Genomic DNA, 25134 nt, shown 5'->3' with positions numbered 1-25134 from the left:
TAGCTTATTTTTTGAGGATTGAAAAAGTAATTGATGTCTGAATTAAAGAGTTCGCCGTATTTGTTGTATTCCGACGGGAAAGGAAACATTTTTGAGGATACCAGTTTGTATGTTACCGGAAGGGCTGGTTGGGATGCCTATGAGGTGCCGGTAGAGGACTGGATCGTTTTGCCGGACGGCGGTTCGCTGTATGAACTGCCTGGCCGCCGGGGAATTGGTATAGATGTAAATACCGGCGAAATGCGTCTTTGTGATAAAGGCTGGGCCGTAGCTGCCTTTATCCCGCCTGCACATACCGGTCTATACCTGGCTGCCTATGAAACAGCCCCCGATGCACCTACCCTGCCGCTCTTCTGTTATACCGCTGTAGGCTGGCAAAATGATGTATTCTATGTGCCCGCTGTGCGTATTGAGCAGGACATTCGCCAGGAATGTGCCGGGTTCGACACCAAAAAGATCGAATCGGGCGTAGCCACTTTTTTGAAAGCCTATCCGCATAACCGGCTGGTAAAACACCTGGCCGATAATTGCTGCATGACGTATAATTGTCCGGCCGCCCGGAATTATTTCATGGGGCGCTGGGAGTGCCCGGTACCTTCTTCGCCGGCCTGCAATGCCAACTGTATCGGCTGTATTTCTTTTCAACCCCAGGAAGAAGAGATCGTTTCAACGCAGGAGCGCCTGACCTTTAAACCAACTGCTGAAGAGATCGTAGAATTTACCGTGCCGCACCTGGAAACGGCGCCCTATCCGATCGTAAGTTTCGGCCAGGGTTGTGAAGGCGAACCGCTGTTGATGTGGGAAACCATCCGTGAGTCGATCATTCAAATGCGCCGCCATACATCCAAAGGCAGCATCAACATAAATACGAATGGTTCAAAACCTGCTGCCGTAAAAGCGCTTTGTGAAGCTGGTTTGAATTCGATCCGGGTAAGCACCAATTCGGCGCGTAAACATATTTATGAAGCATATTACCGTCCGAACAATTACCAGTTTGAGGATATCATTGAAAGTCTGAAAGTGGTACGTAGTTATAATGGCTGGACCAGCATTAACTATTTTGTTTTTCCGGGTATGACCGACAGTGTTGAAGAATATGAAGCATTGAGAAAACTGATCAGTGAGACCGGACTGAACATGATCCAGTGGCGTAATTTCAATATCGACCCCGACTGGTATATGGGCAGGATCGGCGCTTATGAAACCGGTGATCTGCTGGGAATAAAACAATTGCAGGAATTAATTCATGAAGAATTCCCACAGGTGAAGTTTGGCTATTTCAACCCGAGCATGGAAAGGATAACGGGTAATTACGAGGAAGATTTCGCACATTAATAATGGTGAATGGTCAATGGTGAATGGTGAATAGCTCGCGATCTTCGGATTTCCAAACAATAGGAAGCCGGCAGGGCGAATTGCTATTGACGACTGATCATAGACATTGACCAAAAAGAAAAGCGCCGGAACCACCGGCGCTCTTCTTTTTATAAAACACTCTATGATGATGATTGACTGAAAGCCTGTTTTGTTATTTAACCTTGTTGATAGTGGTTTCCTGAACGTAGGAATGGTTTCTATTGATAGTATATACTTCAGTAGTCCCTTTTTTAGATTTTACTACAACATTCAGCGATGTATCGCCCAGGTCTTCTGATTTCAACAGGAATTTCTTGGTGATGCCTGTTCCTTTAAATTTATCGCTGTACAACACATTACCATACTCGTCGCGGAAAATTACGGTGTACTCGTCTTCCACTTTATTCGTCAGGTTCAGTTCGAATACCGGTTGGTTTTCCATGTTTCCGATGAACTTTAATTCAGTTGCATTTGTGTTCTCGCCTTTATCCCCGTCATTGGCGAAAGCAGGCGCTGAAAATGCTAAAGTGAAAGCCAGTGCTACGATTGCCAGTTTTCCATAATTCCTCGATTCCGTTTTCATAATTGTATGTTTTATATGTTTGTTGCGTTTGGTAATGCAAACATAGCACGCGTTTTCCCGCAGGTAAAATCAACTCGAAGCCGTTTTTAGGATGTTAAAACCCTGTACGGAATGTTAAAATCCGCCATGGTAGCGGCTTTCAGGAGGAAATGGCCATGATGGCCAAGGCGCTGTAGCCGTTTAAATGTTTTTTGGACGATTTAAATGAATAGCGTATAAACGACCGTTAGTTATCATAAAGACATAAAGCAAAAGGTATAGCTGCTATACAGGCAATGAGGCGAGGCATACAGGCGATGAGGCTACTGCAAAAAGGCAAACAGGCAACTAGCCATAAAGGCAACTGTAAAAAAGCAAGAGACATACAGGTATAAAGGTGAGGCGTACAGGCAACGAGGCAACTACAAAAGGCAAATAGGCAAAAAGGCACAAAGGCAATTGTAAAAAGTAAGAGGCATACAGGCATAAAGGCGAGGCGTATAGGCAACGAGGCAAATGCAAAAAGGCAGCAAGGCATGAAGGAGCAACGAGGCAACTACAAAAGGCAAATAGGCAACTAGCCATAAAGGCAACTGTAAAATAGCAAGAGGCATACAGGTATAAAGGTGAGGCATAAAGGCATAAAGACGGGCTAAAGGCCTTGGCTATTCCCCTTTAGGGGTTAGGAGGTAAACTTCCTAACTTTGCCCAAAACTAAGCTGTATGCAATTTGATTTGGAAAAAGCGCTCCCGGTTCTGGAAAGAACACCTCTGGTGATTGAATCGTTGTTATACGGACTGGCAGACGAATGGTTGTTTAATAACGAAGGCGGCGATACCTGGACGCCATTCGAGATCGTGGCGCATTTGATCCATGGTGAGAAAACCGACTGGATCCCGCGTACACAGATCATTTTTGGGGAAGGCTATAAAGTATTTCCTCCATTTGATATGGAGGGACATAAAAAGGAAAGCAAGGGCAAGTCGATGGACGAGCTGCTCGATGAATTTAAAATTTTGCGCAAGGATAACCTGGCCGCTTTGAAAGCCATGAACCTTACAGATGAATTACTGGAACGCACCGGTATCCACCCTGTATTAGGACCCGTTACCCTACGGCACTTATTAGCGTCCTGGGTGGTGCATGATCTCACGCATATCCATCAGCTCAGCCGCGTGATGGCGAAACAGTATGATGAAGCCGTTGGGCCCTGGAAACAGTTTATGGGAGTGCTGAAAAGCAATTAGCTGATGTGCTAATTAGCTGATGTGCTAATTGGCTGATGTGCTAATTAGCTGATGAGATAATGATTACACGCTATGTTGCGTGCTTACGAGGCATCGAAAATCTAGGGACTGCTGATAACTGGAGCATTATCACATCATCAAATTATCAAATTATCACATTGACCATTGACCATTCACGACATTCATGGAATTAATACTACTTTGTTTATTCGCTTTCCTCGCAGGCTTCACCGATGCTATCGCCGGTGGTGGCGGTTTAATTCAAACACCGGCCGCGCTCGTGTTATTGCCGCAATACCCTTTAGCCACCGTGCTGGGAACATTAAAAATACCTTCTTTCAGCGGCACCAGTATTGCTACAGCACAATATGTGCGCAGGGTGCCGGTAAACTGGCTATTGATCGCCGTAATGACCGTTATTGCTTTTTGTGCAGCTTTTGCCGGATCAACCCTGTTGGCCCATGTTAACAGCAGCTTTATGAAGCCCCTGCTCCTGATCATGTTGATCATCGTTGCTATTTATACGTTTACCAATCGCCGTTTTGGCGATCATACAGAAAAAGGCCATAGTGCTAAACAACAGGTAATTTATTCCATGCTGATCAGTTTGGTCATTGGCTTTTATGATGGTTTTATAGGACCAGGCGCCGGCAGCTTTCTGATCTTGTCATTCATTGGCTTAATGGGCTTCGATTTCTTGAAAGCAAGCGCCCATGCTAAATTTGTAAACCTGGCTACTAACCTGGGCTCTATTACTTTTTTCTCCCTGACGGGCAAGATCATTTACGCTGTGGCTTTACCCATGGCTGTATGTAACGCTTTGGGTGGCTGGCTGGGCGCCCGGCTGGCCATTTTAAAGGGAAATGCATTTATCAGGATCTTCTTTTTGATCGTTGTATGCGCCACTATTATTCGGTTTGCCTATGACGTGTTTTTCAGGCGTTAAACAAGCACAGAGCCTATAAAAACTGTTAAAGTTTGCGATAAGAGCAACATCAGTTGCGTTTTGTTGTTCAATTAGCATTATAGTTGTAATAAACACTGAACATTGGTTATCTTAGTGTAATCAAATTACCGATCATGCAACAGAACCAGGAATTTGAATCCAAGAAGAATATTCAGGCAGGCAGTTATACCGCACTGGTGGTAGGCTTAATGCTGGTCATCTTCATTTTTGTAAAATGGGGTATGCCGCCATTACCCGAACCACCTGTTGAAGAAGGCATTGAAGTAAACCTGGGTAACAGTGATATGGGTCTGGGCAATGATCAGCCATTTGAACCCGGCTCCCCCGCCCCGGTGCAACAACAGGCGGCATATGTTCCACCTGCCAAAGCGGAACCTGCGAAAGAAGACGTAAAGGATATTGAAACCGATGATAAGGATGTGGACGCTCCCGAAATTAAAAAGCCCCCGGTTGCAAAACCTGAGGCTACCAAAGTGCCCGAAAAAGAAGTAGTAAAAAGCAAACCGGTAAAAAATCCGCAGCCTGTTGAAACACCTGCTCCACCCGTTCGCAAACCCAAGGCAACGATGGGAGCTGTGAATGGAACAGGTACCGGCGGTAATGAAGCTTCTACCTACAAAAGAGGCGGCAGTGAAGGTATTGCCGGCGGAACGGGTGACCAGGGCCGTCCCGGTGGTAATCCCGATTCAAAGAATTATACCGGCGGTGGCCGCGGAAATTCAGGCATCGCTATTAAAAGCGGTCTATCAGGCCGTACTTTCACGAGGGTTTATTCCTATACCGACGAATTCAATGAAAATGCAACAGTAGCCGTTGATATAAAGGTTGATCAGGAAGGTAATGTGATCAGCGCCAGTTACCAACCCAAGGGCTCTACTACATCAGAAAGCTTTTTTAAAGAAAAAGCGATTGATATTGTTCGCCGGTCAAAATTGAACGCTAACCCCAGCGGACCGGAAGCGCAGACCGGTACCGTACTGGTTAAATTTAAGGTGAGAGGATAAGTCACTTCATGTAACTTACTAATCCTGTATTATAAAGCAGGTGTGCCATTCGCCAACTGGTGGATGACACACCTTTTTTTCGCACTTTTCTTTTAGCTTTGTCGCCCTAATTATACCGATGACCTACGAGCAAGCGACGAATTATTTATTTAACCGGCTGCCGATGTTCAGCCGCATTGGCGCAGCCGCCTATAAAAAGGATCTTACCAATACGCTAAGGCTTTGTGAATATTTAGGCAATCCGCAAAAAAAGTTCAAATCAATTCATATTGCCGGAACCAATGGCAAGGGTTCCACCAGTCATATGCTTGCCGCCATTTTGCAAACCGCGGGTTATAAAACCGGTTTGTATACCTCGCCGCACCTGCGTGATTTCCGGGAACGTTTCCGCGTGAACGGTGAAATGATCGATAAACAGTTTGTCGTGGATTTTGTACAACGTATTAAGCCCGCTATTGATGAAATAGAACCTTCTTTCTTTGAGATCACGGTAGCGATGGCTTTCGCTTATTTTGTACATCAGGAGGTAGATATTGCCGTAATTGAGACCGGCCTGGGCGGCCGTTTGGATTCTACCAACGTAATTATCCCGGAACTTGCTGTGATCACCAATATCGGCTGGGACCATATGAACCTGCTGGGCGATACCTTACCCGCCATTGCGCTTGAAAAAGCCGGTATTATCAAAGCGCAGGTGCCTGTTGTCGTTGGCGAAACCGCTGCCGAAACAAAACCGGTCTTCGAGCAGGTAGCGCAGGATAAGCAGGCGCCCTTGGTATTTGCCGACAAACAACGGTATGTAGCCGAGTGGAAATATGACCATCACCGACTGGTGCTGCAGGTATCTTCTTCCCGTTCTGATGAACGTACTACGTATCAGTTAGACCTGCCAGGATATTACCAGACCAAGAATTGCATAACCGTTCTGGAAGTTGTTCATCAGCTTCAACAACGCGGTTTTAAAATAACGGAAGAGCATGTACAACAGGCTTTACAACAGGTTAAAAAATTAACCGGTTTACATGGCCGCTGGGAAGTCATTCATGCCAATCCGGTTGTGGTACTGGATGTGGGGCATAATGAAGATGGCATAAAACAGATCACTGCACAGATCGAATTGAGCGATCACCAGCATCTGCATATCGTGATCGGACTGGTAAAGGATAAGGAAATTGAAAAAGTGTTGTCTTTATTACCCAGGGAAGCCACGTATTACTTTACAAGGGCACAAATACCACGCGCTTTACCGGAGACGGAACTCGCTGCCAGGGCCAGGGCGATCGGGTTGAATGGTAATTCCTATGGAGATGTGAATACCGCCTTACGTCAGGCTATGAGTAAAGCTGATAAGCACGATCTGGTGCTTGTTTGCGGGAGTGTCTTTGTTGTAGGAGAAGTTAGCCTTTATTAGTGCAGCGTACCTCCTACTTCTCTAGTACCAGTGAGAATGATCTAAAATTTCAACTCCCCTAACTTAGCCAGCGCATACATGATAGCGGTCACATGCATACTTTGCACGATCTCGTTATCGCGCAGCATTTGTTTCAATTCATCCAGCGATGCCAGGTGAATTTCAATGTCTTCATTTTCATCGAATTCCTGGTCCTTTACTTTCTTACCGCCGGTTGCCAGGTACATATGCATCCAGTTATTATTGGTGCTGGGATTGGCGCTGGTTTTACCAAGGTATTCAAATCGGTTAAAGTTATAACCGGTTTCTTCCAGCAGTTCGCGGGCAATGGCCTCTTCATAATTTTTATCGGTATCATCCACACAGCCACCAGGGATCTCATAATGCGTCTCGCCCAGCCCATGCCTGTATTGACGTTCGAGGATCACCTTTCCATCCTCGGTAAGCGCCACAGCTGATACCCAGGTCGGGAATTCATATACATAGTAGGGTTCAATCAATTTACCATCGGGTCTTTCACAGGTATCCTTACGCACCGTAAACCAAAGGTCTTTGAATAAATATTCAGATTTGAGTGTTTTCCAGTTCAGATCTCTCATTCTTCTATAAGTTTATATTTGAGCAGTGGTGATGGTCAATGGTCAATGGTGATGGTCAATGGTGAATGGTGAATGGCAGTAATTAACTACAAACCACAAACTACAAACCAAAGAAGTTACCACCCCATTCGTTCCCGCAAGGAAGTAATGTGTGCTACGTGATGTTTACCATGCCAGGCATAACTGCCCAGTAAATAATACAACGACATCTCTTTTTTATGCTCCGGATGAAACACCGTGCGGTTCCAGGCTTCTGCCGGCAGATTCAGCATGGCAGCATGCCAGCGGGTATGTAATGCGTATAAGAGCGTAATGGAAATATTAATAGGCACTGCATTTACATCGGCCAGATCGGCCCATAATGCTTCTTCATAAGGTTTAATGACCGGATTGTTTTCTGTGAGTCCCAGTTTGATGCGGGTGTACGCATTTATATGGCTGTCGGCCACATGGTGCACCACCTGTTTAACCGTCCAGCCGCCATCACGGTAAGGCGTGTTCAGTTGTTTTTCATCCAGGTTCTCGATGGCTATTTCGAGCATTCCGGGCAGGAATTGAATGTCCTGCAGCCATGTGCGTTTTTGCCTGTCGGAGAATGGTTGCGGTTCGTATTTACCAATCGGATAACGTAGGTCCATAATGTGATAATGTGATAATTCGATAATGTGATAATTCAAAATCCAGCCGAGCGGGACGAGTTGTGATAATGGGAACCGGTCAGCTTTTATTTTTCATCACGCAGGGCATGGCCTGTAAGGTGAATGAACACATCTTCGAGGTTAGCCTTCTTAACTTCTTTGGGCCGTTCAAAGCCGGTAGCCACCAGGTCGTCGATCAGTTTGTCGGGCGTTGCCAGGGCAATGATCTTTCCGGCATCGATAATAGCAATACGATCGCACAATACTTCCGCTTCATCCATATAGTGTGTGGTAATGATCACCGTCGTGCCTTTTGCCCTGATCGACTGAATGAGGTCCCACAAATTGCGGCGCGCCTGCGGATCGAGGCCCGTGGTGGGTTCGTCGAGGAAGATGATCCTGGGTTCATTAATGAGCGTGGTGGCAATGGAAAAGCGTTGTTTCTGGCCACCGCTGAGGTCCTTGAATTTACTTTTCGCCTTGTCTTCCAGGTTCACCATTTTCAGCAGGTCGCGGGCGATGATCTTACGATTGTACAAACCCGCGAACAGCTCGATCAGTTCTACCAGGTTCAGGCCCGGATAGAAACCGGAGGTTTGCAGCTGCACACCGATCACCTGTTTTATGGAATTGGGATCCTTATCGAGGTTAAAACCGTTCACCCATACTTCACCGGCGCTTTTTGAACGCAGGGTCTCAATGATCTCCAGAGTAGTCGATTTACCCGCGCCGTTGGGGCCCAGTAAGCCGAAGATCTCTCCTTCATTGACGTCGAAGCTGATGCCCTTCACTGCCTGAAAACTGCCGTAATTTTTGACAAGGTCCTTTACAGAAATGATCACCTTACTCATGTACTTGTTCCTGAATTTGAGGCACAAGATAGGTTTTAAAAGCAATTTCTGATTTTGGGATTTCTGATTTTGAGATTTCATTCAATATGGTCCTTCCTTCAAAATCCCGAAATCCGGAAATCTCAAAATCTAGAAATCCGGATCTATTTCGCGAAAAGCTGAGTAAAGTACAACTGGTTCTGCATATTCCGCGTAACCCCAATGCCGGTGTATTTAAAGCTGCCTTCCATATTCTTGCGGTGTTCGGCGCTTTTGATCCAACCGCTCACCACGGCCCTGGCCGACAGGTTCCCAAATGCTACATTTTCGCCTACCTGTGTTACGCCGGGCACTTTCTCCATAATGTATTTCATGCGGAAGGAAAGCCCCTGGTGGCCAAAGGGAATACGGTGCGTGCCCATATCCATGCTGTGTCGCCGGGCCTGGTATTCCATGGCCGCATTGCTTTGCAGGGGCGGCAGTTTTTTGGTTTTCCGGTAATCGTTTACAAGACTCAGGATCTCCCGCTCCAGGCCGGGCGCCAGGTTCGCCTGAACAACAGGCGTAGAAGGCGTGACCACCACTTTCTTCCCCGCGCCGGTACTCGCGGTGCCGCGCGAGCCGGCCGTACTGCCTCCTGTGCTGCTGCCGCTTGTACTCGTAGACGTTTTCGTGGAACTGCAAGCTGCTATTGTTAACAATATGTAAATGAAAAACGTATAAATACCGATAATTCTGCCCATATCCCTGTTCATGAAGTGTTAAAACCCCAGCGGTGCCAATACTATACCAGATTACAAGTTTTATACGGATTTACCATTCTTTTTAAGGCATTCATCCAGTTCGTTCATCATACCGCTGCTGCCGATGAACAAGGGGCTGCGCTGGTGCAGTTCTGTAGGCTGCACATCCAGGATCCTCTCTTTTCCATTGGTTGCCCGGCCACCAGCTACTTCTGCAATAAATGCAAAGGGATTGCACTCATATAGTAAACGCAGTTTGCCGTTGGGTTTGTCAACCGTACCGGGATACATGAAAATGCCGCCCTTGATCAGGTTGCGGTGCACATCTGCCACCATACTGCCGATATACCGCTGCGTATACGGACCACCGGTATCCTTGTTCTTTTTCTGGCAAATATTGATGTATTTCTGAACAGCTGCTTCGTACTGAAAGAAATTACCATGATTCACCGAATAGATCTTCCCAAACTCAGGGCATTTGATATTCGGGTGGCTCAAACAGAATTCGCCGATGGAAGGATCGAGGGTAAAGCCATTCACCCCGCGCCGCGTAGCATACACCAGCATGGTAGAGCTTCCATAAACGATATAGCCCGCTGCTACCTGGTTTCTGCCCGGCTGCAAGAAATCTTCCTGTTTGGCAATAGTGCCTTTTTCGGATACCCGGCGATAGACGCTGAAAATAGTTCCTATAGAAACATTCACATCGATATTACCACTGCCATCCAACGGATCGTACAGGCAAACATATTTGGAGTTCTTACTTACCGCATCATCAAAGGCAACATATTCATCCAACTCTTCACTCGCAATACCAGCGCAGCTGATGCCATGCTGCAACACGCCGGTGAACTGGTTATTGGCGAATACATCCAGTTTTTTCACATCCTCACCCTGTACATTAATGGTGCCTGCATCGCCGAGGATATCTACCAGTCCGGCTTTATTCACTTCCACATTTACCCGTTTGGCTGCCAGTCCAATATCGCGTAACAGGCCGCTTAATTCACCGGTTGCATGGGGAAATTCTCTTAACTGTTGAATAGTAAACTCATCAAGGGTTAATACATTTCTGTTGATAGTGGTCATATTTTGAATCCGTTGTTTGGTTAACAGTTGTTAGCTGGCGAAGGTAGGGAAAACAGCAGCAATTTCTGATTTTGCGATTTGGTGATTTTGCGATCTGACCAGCTTCGAAACATCCAAAAAATTGGTTGATGCCCTAAGCCCGGGATCTTGCAATGCCGAAATCTCAAAATCTCAAAATCCTGAAATCTCAAGACCCTGCAAGCGCAAAATCTCAAAATCTCCTCCCTTAGTTTCATTATTTTGCACCCTTATCAGAAAAGTTAACACAATACCTAACCATGAAAGTCTTCAAATTCGGCGGCGCCAGTGTAAACAGTACGGAAAGGATCCAGCAGGTAGGGGCTATACTAAAATCATACCACGGCGAGCAACTGCTCATTGTTATCTCGGCGATGGGTAAAACCACCAATGCGCTCGAAAAAGTCGTGGAAGCGTTTTATGATAATAAGAAAGAAGAGGCGCTGCGACTGTTTGAAGCCATAAAACAAAGTCACCTCACCACCGCCAAATATCTTTTGGTGAAAACATACAATCCGGCGCTCGAACAGCTCAGCAATTTTTTTACCGAAGTAGAATGGTTGCTGCACGATAAACCGGTACAGGGTTTCGATTATTATTACGACCAGGTGGTATGTATCGGCGAACTGCTGTCTACCGTTATTGTAAGTGCATACCTCAACGAAATTGGGTTTACCAATCACTGGATCGATGTACGGGATATTATTCGTACTGATGATAATTTCCGTGATGCCAATATCGACTGGTTCTATTCGAGCAATAAAGTGGAAAATGTGGTATTGCCATTATTGAAAGAGCACAATGTGATCGTAACGCAGGGTTTTATCGGTTCTACCGATGAAAATGAAAGTACCACGCTGGGCCGTGAAGGAAGCGATTATACCGCCGCGGTATTTGCGAATCTGTTGAACGCAGAAGGACAATATATCTGGAAAGATGTGGAAGGTGTGATGAATGCCGACCCCAAATTGTTCCCCGATGCGCAGTTAATGAGCGAACTGAACTACGATGAGGTCATAGAGATGGCTTATTATGGCGCACAGGTGATTCACCCCAAGACCATAAAGCCGCTGCAGAATAAAGGCATTCCGCTTTATGTAAAATGTTTTCTTAATAAAGACCTGCCCGGGACTGTCATTCATTCGAAACAGCTGAAGGGGCTGCCGCCGATCGTTGTGCTCAAAGAGAACCAGGCCTTGATACAACTGCATTCTAAAGATTTTTCTTTCGTGGGTGAAAAGCCGGTGGCCGATCTGTATCAATTGCTGGCCGATACTAAAATTAAACCCAATCTCATGCAAACCGGTGCGGTTACGATCCAGGTCTGCCTGGATAATCAAACCGAAAAGATCGAGAAGCTGGCCCTTGCTGCCGCCAGTATTTTTGAGGTGCAGGTAGAAAAAGGACTTACCATGCTCACCATAAGGCACTATAATGAAGAATTGTTGCAGAAAATGATCGCAGGCCGTTCCGTAGAATTAATGCAGCGAACGCCCAGTACCGTGCAGGTTGTTTTAAAGTAGTTGCCGGTTACCGGTTAGCGGTTCCCGGTTTCCGGCGAAAAGAATCGCAAACGGTGACTAACACAAAACTGATCGATGCATAAGAACTGGACGTCTGGTAACCCGTAACAGGGATCTATTTGAGATCTTCCAGATCATTTTTCTTAAACCTTGTCTCTCGCAAATTGCGTTTTACTATGGCGATAACCATTGCTTTTTACGAAGAAAAAGTGCAGTTCTATAATAATGCATTGAGGCGGATAAAACCCCTTACCACCGGCGTGGCGCTTTTGCGGCTGGCCTGTTTTCTGCTCTTTGCCTGGGCAGTTTACCAGTGGGTCGCCGGTAGCAGCACCTGGATGGTCATCAGCCTCCTGATGGCAGCCGCTTTTGCCATACTCGTGCGGGTGGCCTGGCGCTTGAACGACCGCAAAGCCCTGCTTGAAAAACTGCTCTTCATCAATAACAACGAGCTGGCGGTATTGCGGCAGCAAGCCAATCAGTTCAGTGATGGTGCTTCTTTTTTAGCCCATGACGGTATTTCGGGTGACCTTGATATTTTCGGCACCGGTTCTTTATATCATTTATTGAACCGTACTACTACCTGGCATGGCACCAGGCAGCTCGCGGCATTTTTACAGGAACCATTGCTTGAAAAAAAGGCAATTGAACAACAACAGCAGGCCGTGCAGGCATTGGCCCCGCAACATGAGTTGCGGCAGCTGTTGACGGCGCATGGACTGCTCAACCAGGAAAAGGAAGGCAACCTGCATAATATCGCCGACTGGCTGCAAATGCCGGCGATCATTCATGGTAAAATGCCCATCAATATCCTGCGCATGCTGAGCTCCCTGTACAGTGCAGTGTTCTTACTCGTTTATCTGTTTACAGGAAATTATGTTCTACTGATACCGGTTGTGTTCCTTAATTGGGGCGTTATAAGCATTTATGCAAAACGCATCCAGGAACAGCATACCATGCTGGGTAAAAAGCAATCCATCTTTCAACAATATGCAACCATCTTGTCGCTGTTCAGCAAGGTGGAAACCGGCCGGTCATCCCTGTTGGAAAAGGAAAAAGCCATGGCGGCGGCGGCCTTTGGTTCTGTTAAACAGTTATCCCGCTTATCGGCCATGTTCGATCAGCGGCTGAACCTGATCGTAAATATATTTCTGAACAGCTTTTTTATGTATGATATCCAGTGCCTGTGGTCATTGGAGAGTTGGAAAAAGGAACATAAAGACCATTTTAACGATTGGATCCATTGTGTTGGCATGATCGAAAGCCTCAATGCACTGGCTACTTTCGCCTATAATTACCCGCAGTACCGGTATCCGGTGGTAAATACCAGCGGGGTGTCTGTTGCAGCAACGCAACTGGCCCATCCGTTGATCGCAGCGGAAGAACGCGTGGCCAATGACTGTACATTCGGCGTGGAAGAAAAGCTGGTGCTGCTCACCGGCTCCAATATGTCGGGCAAAACCACGTTCCTGCGTACACTGGGAGTAAATCTTCTCCTGGCGCAAAGCGGCGCCCCGGTATGTGCTGCATCCTTTGCTTTTACGCCCATGGTCATCCGGAGCTCCATCAGGGTGAGTGATTCCCTGCAGGAGCATACCTCCTACTTTATGGCGGAATTAAAACGGTTGCAGCAGATCATTCATTATCTGCAACAGCAAACCGCGCCAGTGCTTATTCTTATCGATGAGATTTTACGCGGCACCAATTCGGAAGATAAAACGCATGGATCGGAACAATTCATAAAAAAGTTATTGCAGTATAATTGTTTGACCCTGTTTGCCACGCACGACCTGGCCCTTAGCCGGCTGGAAGAGGAATTGCGTGGTAAGGTGAACAATTATTGTTTTGAAAGCATCATCCGTGATGGCGAGCTGCTCTTTGATTATACCCTGCAGCGCGGCGTTGCCAAGAACCGGAATGCCTCTTTTTTAATGGCGAAAATGGAGATAATTTGAATAACGGGTTAATGTCTAATTAATATGCTAATGCAAACTGATTAAATGGAAATTCGTTAAATTTGAGAAAAGCATGATTATGGACTTGCCAATAAAAAAAGAGCTGCATGAACTCATTGATAAATGTGACAATCAGTCAATCCTAGAACAGGTAAAGGCATTGCTGGAGTCAGACAAGGTGGTGGACTGGTGGGATGAATTATATGACGGTGATAAGAAACCGGGAAGGGAATAGAATAGCGCATTTTGATCAGTCCCGTTTTTATCAGCCACCTGAAATTTGCAGAGCAGTTGTCTGCAGTTAATGGAAGCATATACAATTAACCGTTTTAACAACGTACGGTATAGCAAAAGCCCCATGCGGGGCTTTTGCTATGTTAAACAGTTTACTTGGTGTAGAAGTATTTTATCATACCACTAACTAAAGTTCCGCTTACCTCGCATTCAACCGGCAGGCCCGCTGTGTTGTATTGGTAACTATAATTAGTTTTTGATTGCTCTATAAAACCAAGCGTACCAGATAGTGGATATGACCCGAACCTGCTTTCGATGATATTGTTTTTACTGTATCCGGGTGAAACCAGTCCACCTATTCCTCTTAATGCTGTTACAGCACGTATATTTAATGTATTTAACGGGTTGTTTTTATTGTCATATACGTTAATAAAACCGGTCATTCCCAGGCCAATGGGGCCTGTAGTGCCGAATTGTGCGGTAATATTATTATTCGTTATGAAAGATGAATCACTGCTTATGGCAACTCCATTTGATACCGGCAATGCGGTGCTTGTCAGGATCCTGGTATCTGACCAGTTATATCTTGTTAAAGCATAGGTGTTGAGACCAACAGATATGCCAAATATAGAGTCGGTTACTATCCTTCCGTTAGTATCATAACTATAATAAGTTTCTTTGGTGGGATTTGAAGTACTGTCAACACATTTATAAGGTCGTTGTTGATTATTATTATAAAAGTACTTTATGCTTTTAACGGAATCAAAAGCAGACGCTGTGATCTCAATTACCCGGTTCAGGCTATCATAGTAAAATTGGTATATGTTTGTGTATTCGGCGCTGCCCCGGAACGAATAGGTAGTGATTACTTTTGATAATTTGGTGCCGTTTGGATCAAACGCTGAAGTTGTATCTTTTTTGCAGGAAGTTATGGCTGTAATGATCAGTGCCAGGGTAAGGCTAGATAAATATGATCTCACAATTGCCGGATTCATAAATAGGGTTTATTGTTTTTTGGTACTGCAAGATATAAACAGCCGTCTGGAATTGGAAGCAAATGCATTTACTTTCCGCCCGGTTTGCATATAAAGAAAAATCCCCTCCCGATCACTCGAAAGGGGACCTTCGTCTTTTATAATCTCCGTCCTCTTATTTCACTTCTTCGTATTCGGCATCGGTTACATTTTCACCGCCACCGCCGTTATTGCCGCCTTGTTGCTGGCCACCGGTTTGTTGTTGACCACCGGCTTGTGTACCCTGGCTGGCTTTGTACAATTCTTCGCTGGCCGCGGTCCACGCATTGTTCATTTCAGCGGTTGCCGCATCGATGGCGCCAACGTCCTGCGATTTGTGCGCTTCTTTCAATTTGTTCAGCGCTGTTTCAATAGGCGCTTTTTTATCGGCCGGGATCTTATCGCCGTATTCTTTCAATTGTTTTTCGGTTTGGAAGATCAGGCTGTCGGCCTGGTTGATCTTATCCACTTTTTCACGGGCAGCCTTGTCAGTGGCTTCATTGGCCCTGGCTTCGGCTTTCATTTTTTCGATCTCATCTTTGCTGAGACCGCTACCGGCTTCGATCCTTATCTTTTGTTCTTTACCAGTGCCTTTATCTTTAGCGGTAACATGCAGGATACCGTTGGCATCGATATCGAAGGTTACTTCGATCTGCGGAACACCGCGGGGTGCAGGTGGAATGTCGGTCAGCTGGAAGCGGCCGAGGCTCTTGTTCTGGTTGGCCATCGGACGTTCGCCCTGCAGTACATGGATCTCAACACCGGGCTGGTTATCGCTGGCGGTTGAGAACACTTCCGATTTTTTGGTCGGGATCGTCGTATTGGAATCGATCAGGCGGGTCATTACACCACCCATGGTTTCAATACCCAGGCTCAGCGGTGTTACGTCGAGCAAGAGTACGTCTTTTACTTCACCGGTGAGTACGGCGCCCTGGATAGCAGCGCCAACGGCTACCACTTCATCGGGGTTCACCCCTTTATTCGGTTTCCTGCCAAAGAATTTCTCGACAATTTCCTGTACTTTGGGAATACGGGTACTACCACCTACCAGGATCACTTCGTCGATTTGCGAAGCTGATAAGCCGGCATCTTTCAGCGCCTGTTCGCAAGGACGCAGACAGCGCTCAAATAATTTATCGCTTAATTGTTCGAATTTGCTACGGCTCAGCTTTTTGACCAGGTGTTTAGGTACCCCGTCAACAGCTGTGATATAAGGCAGGTTGATCTCTGTTTCGGCAGAAGAAGACAATTCGATCTTTGCTTTTTCAGCCGCTTCTTTCAACCGCTGCAAGGCCATGGGATCTTTGCGCAGGTCAACGGATTCGTCGTTCTTAAATTCGTTGGCCAGCCAGTCCATGATCACTTTATCGAAGTCGTCACCACCCAGGTGGGTATCACCATTGGTTGATTTCACTTCGAAGACACCATCACCCAGTTCCAGTACAGAAATATCGAATGTACCGCCACCGAGGTCAAATACAGCGATCTTCTGGTCGTGTTTGCCTTTATCGAGTCCATAGGCCAGAGCAGCTGCCGTTGGCTCGTTCACGATCCGGCGAACATTCAAACCGGCGATCTCACCAGCCTCTTTGGTAGCCTGACGCTGCGCGTCGTTAAAATAAGCCGGAACGGTAATTACGGCCTCATTAACTTCCTGACCCAGGTAATCTTCAGCCGTTTTCTTCATTTTCTGAAGGATCATGGCAGATAATTCCTGGGGTGTATATAAACGGCCGTCTATGTCAATACGTACCGTATTATTGTCACCTTTTGCCACTTTATAGCTCCAGTGGCTGATCTCTTCTGTCACCTCATCGAACCGGCGGCCCATGAAACGTTTAACGCTCATGATGGTATTGTGCGGGTTCGTGATGGCCTGGCGTTTAGCCGGGTCACCTACTTTACGTTCGCCGTTTTTCAGAAAAGCCACTACAGACGGGGTGGTACGGCGTCCCTCGTCATTGGCAATCACCACCGGTTCATTTCCTTCCATGACTGCAACGCAGCTATTGGTGGTACCGAGGTCAATTCCTATTATCTTTCCCATATATGCTGAATTTAATGTTCCCTTATGGTTATCAATGATTATGCCGTGGGGATATTGGGTGCAAAAATGTCAGTCGGGGTGGCAGAAGGAAACCAATGTGCTGATGTGCTGATGTGCTGATGTGCTGATTTGCTGATGTGATAATTCGATAAGGTGATAATAGGATAATGGAATACAGGTTCCAAAATTCGTGTGAGAACAGAGCAATGAGATTCCAAAAATGAGAGCGATTGAAGCAGAAGCATTATTACATTATTAAAATCCCTAATTAACTGATTTTTAAAATCCGGCATTCCCTTTGAAAGTAAAGCGATTGTCTTAATAATGTCCCTTAAAACAATCCTTATGGTTTTTCAGTTCTGGGCCCTATTCGCAATCCTGACTGCCGGCGTTCTTGTTTGCGACCGAAAATTCAATATGCTGCGGGATCTTAGTAAAGCCAGTCCCCGGCCCTTCAGCTGGTCGAGGGTTCAGCTGGCCTGGTGGTCGGTGATCATTCTCACAGCTTTTACCACCATCATGCTGCAAACCGGCCATGCTCCCAATTTGCATACTTCTACCCTGGTCTTACTCGGCATCAGCGCCGGCACCATGACCGCCGCCCGCGTTATCGACCTGGCAGATCAGCAGGATCCGCTGGTTTTCCGCCACCAGGATATCAAGACCAGCAACTTTTTTCTCGACATCCTTTCCGATCAGAACGGCGTAAGCATTCAACGGTTCCAGGCTGTTGTATTCAATGCGGTATTTGGGATCTGGTTCATTGCATCGGTGCTTGGTAATCTCGGCGATCCTAATTTTTGCGTGGCCGACTTCGCAAAAGGGGATCCCAACCTCGCCCAATGCCTGCTGCATTCTACCGATTTCTTAATTCCCATTGTAAGTGACAATAACCTGATACTGCTGGGTTTGAGCTCGGCTACCTATGCTGCTTTAAAGATCACCGAAAACAAAGGAACCGCTTCAGAAACCCATACTGAAAAAGTGGTGGATGAAGCTTTGAACACACCTGCACAGGGTTAAAACATTTATATGAACATCACATCTGTTTTAAGTCCCAACTTTACCCAGGGAAGAAGAACCTACCGCCCCGAAGCCATTGTCATTCATATTATGGATGGTACATTGGCCGGAACCGATAGCTGGTTCCGCAGCCCCTTGTCGCAGGTTTCGGCGCATTACGGTATTGGCAAAAATGGCGAAGTACACCAATACGTTGAAGAAACCGATACGGCCTGGCATGCCGGCCGTATTCATGACCCAACCTGGCCGCTGATCAAAAAAACATCCGACGGTATGTTCATTAACCCTAACTATTACACGATCGGGGTGAAACACGAAGGCAATGAACTCAGCGACTGGACGGATGCCATGTATGCCACGAGTGCCGAACTGATCAGGAAAATGTGTCAGCGCTGGAGCATTCCTGCCGACCGTTTGCATATCATCGGCCACCATGAAATTTATTCATTGAAGAGTTGTCCGGGTTTTAAAGTAGATCTTGATAAACTGATCGCCCTGGTAAATGGCAGCACCCAGGTGGTGAACGGGCAGATCAGCAAAACCGAAAAATTTGGCAAGGTAACTACCTTAACGCGCCTCAACCTGCGGGCAGGCCCTGGTAAGGTGTATAAGATAACCAATATGGTGAATGCCGGTATTCAACTGGCCTATGACGGCTTTACCATGCAGGGCGAAACCGTGAATGGAAATGGAAAATGGTATTATACCGAAGAAGGGAACTGGTTCTGGAGTGGCGGGGTGAAATAATCACCCACCTTATACCTCCACTTCCTTTTCCTTGCGCATAGGCTCATTGCCTGGCGGAACAGCTTCTTTCGGTGTTTCCGCCGCAGGATCTATCTTAAAAGTAAAATTCTTCTGGCTGATAAAACTGAAGGCCACCACGATGATGGTGGTTAATACTTTTGATAAGGTGGGATACAAGCCACATTGCTCAACAAAAAGTTTGATGAAGATATAGTTGAGCGCAATACAGCTTATTACCAGCAATGAGTACCGGAACAACTGGATGCGGCCCCGCAGCGTTGAGCCGGGAAACACAATCGTGCGGCTCATATAAAAGCCCAATGGAAAGGTAATGGTAAATGAGACCAGGAAAGCGGCGATATATGGACTGATCGAAATTCCGATCGGCGTATGCACCATCTGCTTTCTGAAAAGAAAATTATAACTGAGTGCGTACAGGGTTATATCCAATATTGTATTACCGCCTCCACACGCTGCATACCTGAAAGTTTGCAAAGGCATTAACCGGCGAAAAAAAGGATAAAAAAAGTTTATTACGGCATTGATCAGGTTCTTCACATACGGTATTTTATACCTGACAAAGGTAGTTGAATATCAATAAAGACCGGTGCGGTTATGCAAATCGTGCATATTTTCCCGGGTTTCAACTGTTCCTCCGCGTTTTTCTCCACTGAATTTTGCCAGAATAGCGTTTACATGGGAGGTTTAAGGCCTTTTTCATTGACCTGGGTCAAGAAAATTTAACATTGTTTTTAAGTCTGCCAAAAACCTACATATTTGACACGTTTTAATCCCTAGACAACTAATCAGGAGCTGCCTCACGGGGTGGCTCTTTGAGTTTTATCTGCTCAAACAGCTTTACCTGCTGCGCTTTATCATGCAGCTTGAAGCCGTTTTCTTAACTTTGCAGGCTCAAAATCAATGCATGGCAATAGTTCCTGTTATTCAGAAGGCAGTTAGCGCACAGATCAACCATTTGTACCAGGTAGATATTGAACCGGCCGATATCACCGTGAATGAAACGAAGCCCGAATTTGAGGGCGATTATACTGTGGTGATTTTTGCCCTGCTTAAGACCCTGAAAAAACAACCCGAAGCCCTGGGAAATGAACTGGGTCAGGCTTTGTTGGCCGGAAACACCAGTCTTTTTAGTGGTTTTAATGTGATCAAAGGCTTTCTAAATCTCACCGTGAGCGATAGCTGGTGGCTGCAATTCTTAAAAGATCAGTACAATGAGCCCGATTATGGCAGGCTGCCGCGCAACGGCAAACGGGTAATGGTAGAGTATTCCTCCCCCAACACCAACAAACCCCTGCACCTGGGGCACTTAAGAAATAATTTCCTGGGCTGGAGCGTGGCGGAGATCTATAAAGCGAATGGCTATGAAGTGGTTAAGACCTGTATCGCCAACGACCGGGGTATTCACATCTGCAAAAGCATGATCGCCTGGCAACTGTTTGGCAATGGCGCTACCCCCGAAAGCACCGGCATTAAAGGTGATCACCTCGTAGGTGATTATTATGTGATGTTCGGTACCGAGTTGAAGAAACAAATGGAACCCATAAAGGAAAAGAAACTGGCGGAATTGATAGCATGTGGGAAAACACAGGAAGAGGCGCTCAAATTCATGGATGACAAAAAGGAGGAGTTGGAAAAGGAAGCCCCGATCATGAAAGCCGCCCAGCAAATGCTGGTTGACTGGGAAGCGGGTAAACCCGATGTGGTAGAGCTTTGGCGCACCATGAACAGCTGGGTGTACAAAGGTTTTGATGAAACCTATAAACGCATTGGCAGCGACTTCGATAAAGTGTATTATGAAAGTGAGACGTACCTGTTGGGTAAGAACCTGGTAGAAGAAGGGCTGCGCAGAAAAGTATTCTTCCAGAAAGACGATGGCAGCGTTTGGGTGGATCTTACCAAAGAAGGGCTCGATGAAAAGATCGTTCGCCGCCGCGATGGTACAGCGGTGTACATCACACAGGATATTGGACTGGCTGAAGTCAAACAGAACGAATTCAACTGTGATCTCAGTGTTTATGTAGTGGGCGATGAACAGAATTATCACTTTAAGGTATTGAAGTTGATCTGTCAGAAACTGGGCATCGCCGGGGCTGACGGCATTTTCCATTTAAGCTATGGCATGGTGGAACTGCCTACCGGCAGAATGAAGACCCGGGAAGGTACCGTGGTAGATGCTGATGATATCCTGGAGGAAATGATGAAAGAAGCCGAGCGAAAAACAATTGAGCTTGGTAAAACAGAAGGATTGACGGAAGCAGCAAAAAAGGAATTGTATGAGATCATCGGTACCGGTGGACTGAAGTTCTTCCTGGTGCGCGTGGATCCTAAAAAACGCATGATCTTTAATCCGGAAGAATCGATAGACCTGCATGGTTTTACGGCCACTTTTGTGCAATATGCATATGCACGTATGCAGAGTATGCTTCGGAAAGAAAAACCAACAGGCGGCGACATTGGCACCGATCTTTTACCGCTTGAAAAAGAGATGATCCTTACACTGGAGAGATACAGCACGGTGCTTCAACAGGCCTGTGTGGAAATGAATCCCAGCGTAATTGCCAATTATGTATTCCTGCTGGCTAAGACCTTCAACTCATTTTACGATAAACATTCCGTGCTGAAAGCAGAATCACCGGCTAAAATGGAATTGCGTTTACAAACGACCCAGATGACTGCCCAGGTCCTTAAATCGGGTATGGCGTTGCTGGGGATCCGGGTTCCTGAACGAATGTAAAATAACCAATGGTGTGCGGGTTTCAAACCTTGCCACCGTTAACCGCGGAGCGTTACAAGTTCCAGGTTTCACTGTTCCAGGGGGACGGACAAAGTCATAGTGATCTAAAGCTTAGATGCTACATATAACAGGGAGGCTTTGCGAATGCGGGCCTCCCTGTAACTTGTATCTTGTAACCTGTAACTGTTAAATTGTAATCAGGAGTGCCCGGTAACCGGCGTCCGGTAACGGGTAACAATTAAATACCACCCGGCATTTTCTTCTCCTCTTTCAGTTTCTTTAAAGAGGGATCCATTTCAATGGCTCTGTCACAGAGCTGCTGGCCTTTTTCCTTCTCCCCTTTTTTCTGGTATGATAAACCGATCATGTATAATGAATTGGCGTTTTGTTTATCGATCGCCAGGATCTTGTCCCAGTAACTGATGGCATCGTCATATTTCCCCATCTGGTAATAGGCGTCGGCAACATTGTATAACAGTTCCTGGTCCTGCGGTTTGCGAACCAGCACTTCCTGTAACAGTCCCAATCCTTTTTCGTAATTCTTGATATTCAGGTAAGCATTGGCGAGGTTCTCGATATAATCGTTGCTGCGCGTATATCCTTTGGCGGCAGCCCTTTCGAACCAGTAAATGGCTTTTTTATCGTCGGGAATGGCGTAGTAAACCAGTCCCGCCTCATACATCCAATTGGCTTTGGTGCTGTCGCGTTCGATGGCCTGCTCAAAACAACCGGCTGCTTTTTTGTAATTGCTCATTTCCACCAGGCTGCGGCCGGCGATATAGGGCGTTTCAGCGCGTTTGGGATCATCTTTAAAGGCCAGCTCACAGTATTTCAGGCATTCGCCATAATTCTGCTGTTCGTAATAACTTTTGGCGATAATGAAGTTGGCGGAATTGCCGATCCTGGCTTCCTGCATCTTTTTAGCGTATGTAATGGCATCATTCCACTGGCGGGTATTTAAAGAGATGGTAGCCAGGTTCTCAATCACCTCAGGGTTTTTACTGTCCACGGCATAGGCTGCCTTATATTTTTCGCGGGCTTCCATGTAGCGTTTCTGCTCCAGCAATGCCTGTCCCCAGCCTGCCAGCACTTTGGCATCATTGGGCGAGAACTGTGCGGCTTTGGCAAAATTCTTTTCCGCTTCGCGAAAGCGGCGGGCTTCTTTTTCGGCCGTCGCTTTTTTTAAATAAAGATCGGTGCTGTCGCTTTGTGCATAGGTCATGTTGGAAATAAGTCCCAACATTAAAATCCAATTAATGTTTTTCATAGATATCCTGTTTTCTTTCGTCGGAGATTCCAGTTACTTCAATACTATAGCTCCCAACGGTGGCAGGTGCACATTTATTTCATACATATTATTATTTTTATCGATCAGCGTTGTTGTTATGTCGGGATTGAACACATCTCCGGTTCCCCAATAGCGTTTGTCGTCTGAATTAAAGATCTCGCGCCACTGCGATTTGCCGTACGTATATACCTTCCAGTCGTATCGAACCACCGGCGTAAGGTTTAAAATGATCAGCAGGTCATTGTCCGGGTCTTTTCCTTTGCGGCGGTATACTACTACACATTCCGCAGGATGATTCAGGTCAACCCATTCAAACCCATAAATATTGAACTGATTTTCATACATCGCCGGTTCATTGCGCAATAAAAAGTTGAGGTCTCGTACGCAGTCTTTCAGCAGGCGGTGCGAATCGTATTGCAGCAGGTCCCATTGCAGTTCGCTTTTGTAATTCCATTCATTCGTGTCGCCGAACTCATTGCCCATAAATAAGAGTTTGCCCCCCGGATGCGTAAACATATACGTGTATAGGGTACGCAGGTTTGCGAATTTCTGCCAGTGATCCCCCGGCATTTTAAAGATCATCGGGCTTTTGCCATGTACCACTTCGTCATGACTTAATGGTAGTAAAAAGTTTTCATCATAGTAGTACATCATGCTGAAGGAAAACTTGTTCTGGTAATGCCGCCGGTGAATGGGATCCATTTTGAAGTAGTCGAGGGTGTCGTGCATCCAGCCCATCATCCATTTCATGCCGAAGCCCAGGCCGTTCTGCCAGGTAGGCCGGGAAACGCCGGGCCAGTCCGTCGCTTCTTCGGCAATGGTTTGCACATCATGAAAATCCCGGAATATGGTCTCGTTCAGGTCTTTGATAAAGTTAATGGCTTCAATATTGCCATCCCCGCCGTATTCATTAGGTTCCCACTGACCGTGGGTACGCGAATAATTCAGTTTCAGCATGGAACTTACGGCATCTACGCGAATGCCATCGATATGGTATTTATCGAACCAGAAGCGGGCGCTGCTGATGAGAAAAGATTTTACTTCTCCCCTTTTATAATTGAAAACATAGCTGTTCCAGTCGGGATGAAATCCTTTACGCATGTCGGCATATTCGTAGGTGTTGGTGCCATCGAACATGAAGAGGCCGTGGGCATCGTAAGGAAAATGACTGGGCACCCAGTCGAGGATAACGCCGATGCCTGCCTCATGAAAAGCATTGACGAGCTCCATAAAACTTTGCGGATCGCCAAACCTGGAGGTAGGTGCAAAATAACCGGTTCCCTGGTAACCCCAGCTGCCGTCGAACGGATGTTCCATCACCGGCATGAATTCCACATGGGTGAAGCCCATTTCCTTCACATAAGGCACGAGCAGCTCCCGGAGCTGGTCATACGTATTATACGATTCCTCATCATATTTATTCGGCCGCATCCAGCTGGCCAGGTGCACTTCATATATACTGCAGGGACTTTTCAGTGAATTGTGCCCGCCGCGGTGCTGCATCCAGTCATCATCTTTCCAGGTATAGTTCAGGTCCCAGGTAATAGAGGCGGTATGCGGGCGTTTCTCCCAAAAATTGGCATAGGGGTCGCCTTTGTCGGTTTTAATACCGTTAAATCCGTTGATATGATATTTATACACTTCCCCTTTTGGCAGCTCAGGTATAAAGCCTTCCCAGATCCCTGATCTGTCGAGCCGCACGAACAATGGATGGCTGCCCGGGTTCCAGTCATTGAAATTACCGATCACGGAAACATAGGTGGCATTGGGCGCCCATACGGCAAAGTAATAACCCTTTTTTCCCAATACCTCCATTTCGTGTGAGCCAAACAGCTCGTAGAGGCGATAATGAGTACCATGCTGAAAATTACGGATATCGTCTTCCGTGAAAAGAGAATAGTTCCATACAGGTTTGGTACTGTCTACAAAATGGATCTCTTCATATTTTTTTGTAATATTCATTTGCCTTGCTGTTTGTTTTAGTCCGTTCGTGATAACTATAAGGTTGCTTTAACGATTAATTAAGACATCGATTGGTGAATTACCAAATTCATTACAGAATTTCGTTTAATCCAGAAAGGCAT

At 46.3% G+C, this 25134-nt stretch carries 22 protein-coding genes; 11 read left to right on the top strand and 11 right to left on the bottom strand.

The genetic code is table 11. From position 1 onward, the window contains the following. Positions 1-33: 33 nt before the first annotated feature. Positions 34-1335 carry a radical SAM family protein gene (locus JT717_RS15485; protein ID WP_205511402.1) on the top strand — a complete coding sequence of 434 codons (1302 nt, stop codon included), beginning with the start codon at positions 34-36 and terminating at the stop codon, positions 1333-1335. Between the two features lie 193 nt (positions 1336-1528). On the opposite strand, the gene JT717_RS15480 is transcribed toward JT717_RS15485, so the two are convergent. Beyond that, entirely contained in the window at positions 1529-1939 is a 411-nt protein-coding gene (locus JT717_RS15480; protein ID WP_205511401.1) for a hypothetical protein, read from the bottom strand. Between the two features lie 702 nt (positions 1940-2641). On the opposite strand from JT717_RS15480, the gene JT717_RS15475 reads away from it, so the two are divergent. The 4 genes from JT717_RS15475 to JT717_RS15460 all read left to right on the top strand — a co-directional run bounded on the left by JT717_RS15475 (position 2642) and on the right by JT717_RS15460 (position 6548). Continuing rightward, complete coding sequence (locus tag JT717_RS15475; protein ID WP_205511400.1) at positions 2642-3166, top strand: DinB family protein; 525 nt, start codon at positions 2642-2644, stop codon at positions 3164-3166. 184 nt (positions 3167-3350) lie between these two features. Next, the gene (locus JT717_RS15470) at positions 3351-4112 is read left to right on the top strand and encodes a TSUP family transporter (RefSeq protein WP_205511399.1); all 762 of its coding nucleotides are present in this window, start codon (positions 3351-3353) and stop codon (positions 4110-4112) included. Positions 4113-4246: 134 nt separating this feature from the next. Continuing rightward, entirely contained in the window at positions 4247-5137 is an 891-nt protein-coding gene (locus JT717_RS15465) for a hypothetical protein (RefSeq protein WP_205511398.1), read from the top strand. Positions 5138-5255: 118 nt separating this feature from the next. Then, positions 5256-6548: a bifunctional folylpolyglutamate synthase/dihydrofolate synthase gene (locus tag JT717_RS15460; RefSeq protein ID WP_205511397.1), complete on the top strand. Its 1293-nt coding sequence runs from the start codon at positions 5256-5258 to the stop codon at positions 6546-6548. 41 nt (positions 6549-6589) lie between these two features. On the opposite strand, the gene JT717_RS15455 is transcribed toward JT717_RS15460, so the two are convergent. The 5 genes from JT717_RS15455 to fbp form a co-directional block, all read right to left on the bottom strand. Further along, positions 6590-7147 (bottom strand): NUDIX hydrolase, encoded by a 558-nt coding sequence (locus JT717_RS15455; protein WP_205511396.1) that lies wholly within the window; start codon positions 7145-7147, stop codon positions 6590-6592. Positions 7148-7263: 116 nt separating this feature from the next. Beyond that, the gene (locus JT717_RS15450; RefSeq protein WP_205511395.1) at positions 7264-7785 is read right to left on the bottom strand and encodes a YfiT family bacillithiol transferase; all 522 of its coding nucleotides are present in this window, start codon (positions 7783-7785) and stop codon (positions 7264-7266) included. 86 nt (positions 7786-7871) lie between these two features. After that, entirely contained in the window at positions 7872-8636 is a 765-nt protein-coding gene (locus tag JT717_RS15445; protein WP_205511394.1) for an ABC transporter ATP-binding protein, read from the bottom strand. 143 nt (positions 8637-8779) lie between these two features. Next, positions 8780-9358 (bottom strand): CAP domain-containing protein, encoded by a 579-nt coding sequence (locus tag JT717_RS15440; RefSeq protein WP_205511393.1) that lies wholly within the window; start codon positions 9356-9358, stop codon positions 8780-8782. A gap of 60 nt (positions 9359-9418) precedes the next feature. Then, complete coding sequence (gene fbp, locus JT717_RS15435) at positions 9419-10447, bottom strand: class 1 fructose-bisphosphatase (RefSeq protein WP_205511392.1); 1029 nt, start codon at positions 10445-10447, stop codon at positions 9419-9421. A 278-nt stretch (positions 10448-10725) separates the two neighbouring features. On the opposite strand from fbp, the gene JT717_RS15430 reads away from it, so the two are divergent. The 3 genes from JT717_RS15430 to JT717_RS15420 all read left to right on the top strand — a co-directional run bounded on the left by JT717_RS15430 (position 10726) and on the right by JT717_RS15420 (position 14178). Next, a complete protein-coding gene (locus JT717_RS15430; protein ID WP_205511391.1) occupies positions 10726-11988 on the top strand; it encodes an aspartate kinase in 1263 nt (420 codons plus the stop codon). A gap of 176 nt (positions 11989-12164) precedes the next feature. Next, positions 12165-13943, top strand: a complete 1779-nt coding sequence (locus JT717_RS15425) for a MutS-related protein (RefSeq protein ID WP_205511390.1) — start codon at positions 12165-12167, stop codon at positions 13941-13943. Positions 13944-14022: 79 nt separating this feature from the next. Then, complete coding sequence (locus JT717_RS15420) at positions 14023-14178, top strand: hypothetical protein (protein ID WP_205511389.1); 156 nt, start codon at positions 14023-14025, stop codon at positions 14176-14178. A 151-nt stretch (positions 14179-14329) separates the two neighbouring features. On the opposite strand, the gene JT717_RS15415 is transcribed toward JT717_RS15420, so the two are convergent. Together JT717_RS15415 and dnaK are read right to left on the bottom strand one after the other, a co-directional pair. Beyond that, a complete protein-coding gene (locus tag JT717_RS15415) occupies positions 14330-15172 on the bottom strand; it encodes a hypothetical protein (RefSeq protein WP_205511388.1) in 843 nt (280 codons plus the stop codon). A gap of 154 nt (positions 15173-15326) precedes the next feature. Beyond that, positions 15327-17237 carry a molecular chaperone DnaK gene (gene dnaK / locus JT717_RS15410; protein ID WP_205511387.1) on the bottom strand — a complete coding sequence of 637 codons (1911 nt, stop codon included), beginning with the start codon at positions 17235-17237 and terminating at the stop codon, positions 15327-15329. Between the two features lie 417 nt (positions 17238-17654). On the opposite strand from dnaK, the gene JT717_RS15405 reads away from it, so the two are divergent. Both JT717_RS15405 and JT717_RS15400 read left to right on the top strand, forming a co-directional pair. Next, entirely contained in the window at positions 17655-18260 is a 606-nt protein-coding gene (locus JT717_RS15405; protein ID WP_205511386.1) for a hypothetical protein, read from the top strand. A gap of 9 nt (positions 18261-18269) precedes the next feature. Next, complete coding sequence (locus tag JT717_RS15400; RefSeq protein ID WP_205511385.1) at positions 18270-19007, top strand: N-acetylmuramoyl-L-alanine amidase; 738 nt, start codon at positions 18270-18272, stop codon at positions 19005-19007. A gap of 9 nt (positions 19008-19016) precedes the next feature. On the opposite strand, the gene JT717_RS15395 is transcribed toward JT717_RS15400, so the two are convergent. Continuing rightward, positions 19017-19565 (bottom strand): GtrA family protein, encoded by a 549-nt coding sequence (locus tag JT717_RS15395; protein ID WP_205511384.1) that lies wholly within the window; start codon positions 19563-19565, stop codon positions 19017-19019. 367 nt (positions 19566-19932) lie between these two features. Between JT717_RS15395 and argS the strand changes: the two genes are divergently transcribed. Next, entirely contained in the window at positions 19933-21762 is a 1830-nt protein-coding gene (gene argS / locus JT717_RS15390) for an arginine--tRNA ligase (RefSeq protein WP_205511383.1), read from the top strand. A 238-nt stretch (positions 21763-22000) separates the two neighbouring features. On the opposite strand, the gene JT717_RS15385 is transcribed toward argS, so the two are convergent. Together JT717_RS15385 and glgB are read right to left on the bottom strand one after the other, a co-directional pair. Beyond that, positions 22001-23029: a tetratricopeptide repeat protein gene (locus JT717_RS15385; RefSeq protein ID WP_205511382.1), complete on the bottom strand. Its 1029-nt coding sequence runs from the start codon at positions 23027-23029 to the stop codon at positions 22001-22003. A gap of 33 nt (positions 23030-23062) precedes the next feature. After that, positions 23063-25012 carry a 1,4-alpha-glucan branching protein GlgB gene (gene glgB, locus JT717_RS15380; protein WP_205511381.1) on the bottom strand — a complete coding sequence of 650 codons (1950 nt, stop codon included), beginning with the start codon at positions 25010-25012 and terminating at the stop codon, positions 23063-23065. Positions 25013-25134 lie beyond the last annotated feature (122 nt).

It is taken from the genome of Longitalea arenae (genome assembly GCF_016924755.1).
Classification (GTDB): Bacteria; Bacteroidota; Bacteroidia; order Chitinophagales; family Chitinophagaceae; genus Niastella; species Niastella arenae.
This window is presented reverse-complemented; position numbering and strand designations above follow the sequence as displayed.

What these genes read in the sequence shown, in the direction of transcription:
- JT717_RS15485 (WP_205511402.1), top strand. Translation starts at nt 34, where the DNA reads ATGTCTGAATTAAAGAGTTCGCCGTATTTGTTGTATTCCGACGGGAAA.
- JT717_RS15480 (WP_205511401.1), bottom strand. Translation starts at nt 1,939, where the DNA reads ATGAAAACGGAATCGAGGAATTATGGAAAACTGGCAATCGTAGCACTG.
- JT717_RS15475 (WP_205511400.1), top strand. Translation starts at nt 2,642, where the DNA reads ATGCAATTTGATTTGGAAAAAGCGCTCCCGGTTCTGGAAAGAACACCT.
- JT717_RS15470 (WP_205511399.1), top strand. Translation starts at nt 3,351, where the DNA reads ATGGAATTAATACTACTTTGTTTATTCGCTTTCCTCGCAGGCTTCACC.
- JT717_RS15465 (WP_205511398.1), top strand. Translation starts at nt 4,247, where the DNA reads ATGCAACAGAACCAGGAATTTGAATCCAAGAAGAATATTCAGGCAGGC.
- JT717_RS15460 (WP_205511397.1), top strand. Translation starts at nt 5,256, where the DNA reads ATGACCTACGAGCAAGCGACGAATTATTTATTTAACCGGCTGCCGATG.
- JT717_RS15455 (WP_205511396.1), bottom strand. Translation starts at nt 7,147, where the DNA reads ATGAGAGATCTGAACTGGAAAACACTCAAATCTGAATATTTATTCAAA.
- JT717_RS15450 (WP_205511395.1), bottom strand. Translation starts at nt 7,785, where the DNA reads ATGGACCTACGTTATCCGATTGGTAAATACGAACCGCAACCATTCTCC.
- JT717_RS15445 (WP_205511394.1), bottom strand. Translation starts at nt 8,636, where the DNA reads ATGAGTAAGGTGATCATTTCTGTAAAGGACCTTGTCAAAAATTACGGC.
- JT717_RS15440 (WP_205511393.1), bottom strand. Translation starts at nt 9,358, where the DNA reads ATGGGCAGAATTATCGGTATTTATACGTTTTTCATTTACATATTGTTA.
- fbp (WP_205511392.1), bottom strand. Translation starts at nt 10,447, where the DNA reads ATGACCACTATCAACAGAAATGTATTAACCCTTGATGAGTTTACTATT.
- JT717_RS15430 (WP_205511391.1), top strand. Translation starts at nt 10,726, where the DNA reads ATGAAAGTCTTCAAATTCGGCGGCGCCAGTGTAAACAGTACGGAAAGG.
- JT717_RS15425 (WP_205511390.1), top strand. Translation starts at nt 12,165, where the DNA reads ATGGCGATAACCATTGCTTTTTACGAAGAAAAAGTGCAGTTCTATAAT.
- JT717_RS15420 (WP_205511389.1), top strand. Translation starts at nt 14,023, where the DNA reads ATGGACTTGCCAATAAAAAAAGAGCTGCATGAACTCATTGATAAATGT.
- JT717_RS15415 (WP_205511388.1), bottom strand. Translation starts at nt 15,172, where the DNA reads ATGAATCCGGCAATTGTGAGATCATATTTATCTAGCCTTACCCTGGCA.
- dnaK (WP_205511387.1), bottom strand. Translation starts at nt 17,237, where the DNA reads ATGGGAAAGATAATAGGAATTGACCTCGGTACCACCAATAGCTGCGTT.
- JT717_RS15405 (WP_205511386.1), top strand. Translation starts at nt 17,655, where the DNA reads ATGCTGCGGGATCTTAGTAAAGCCAGTCCCCGGCCCTTCAGCTGGTCG.
- JT717_RS15400 (WP_205511385.1), top strand. Translation starts at nt 18,270, where the DNA reads ATGAACATCACATCTGTTTTAAGTCCCAACTTTACCCAGGGAAGAAGA.
- argS (WP_205511383.1), top strand. Translation starts at nt 19,933, where the DNA reads ATGGCAATAGTTCCTGTTATTCAGAAGGCAGTTAGCGCACAGATCAAC.
- JT717_RS15385 (WP_205511382.1), bottom strand. Translation starts at nt 23,029, where the DNA reads ATGAAAAACATTAATTGGATTTTAATGTTGGGACTTATTTCCAACATG.
- glgB (WP_205511381.1), bottom strand. Translation starts at nt 25,012, where the DNA reads ATGAATATTACAAAAAAATATGAAGAGATCCATTTTGTAGACAGTACC.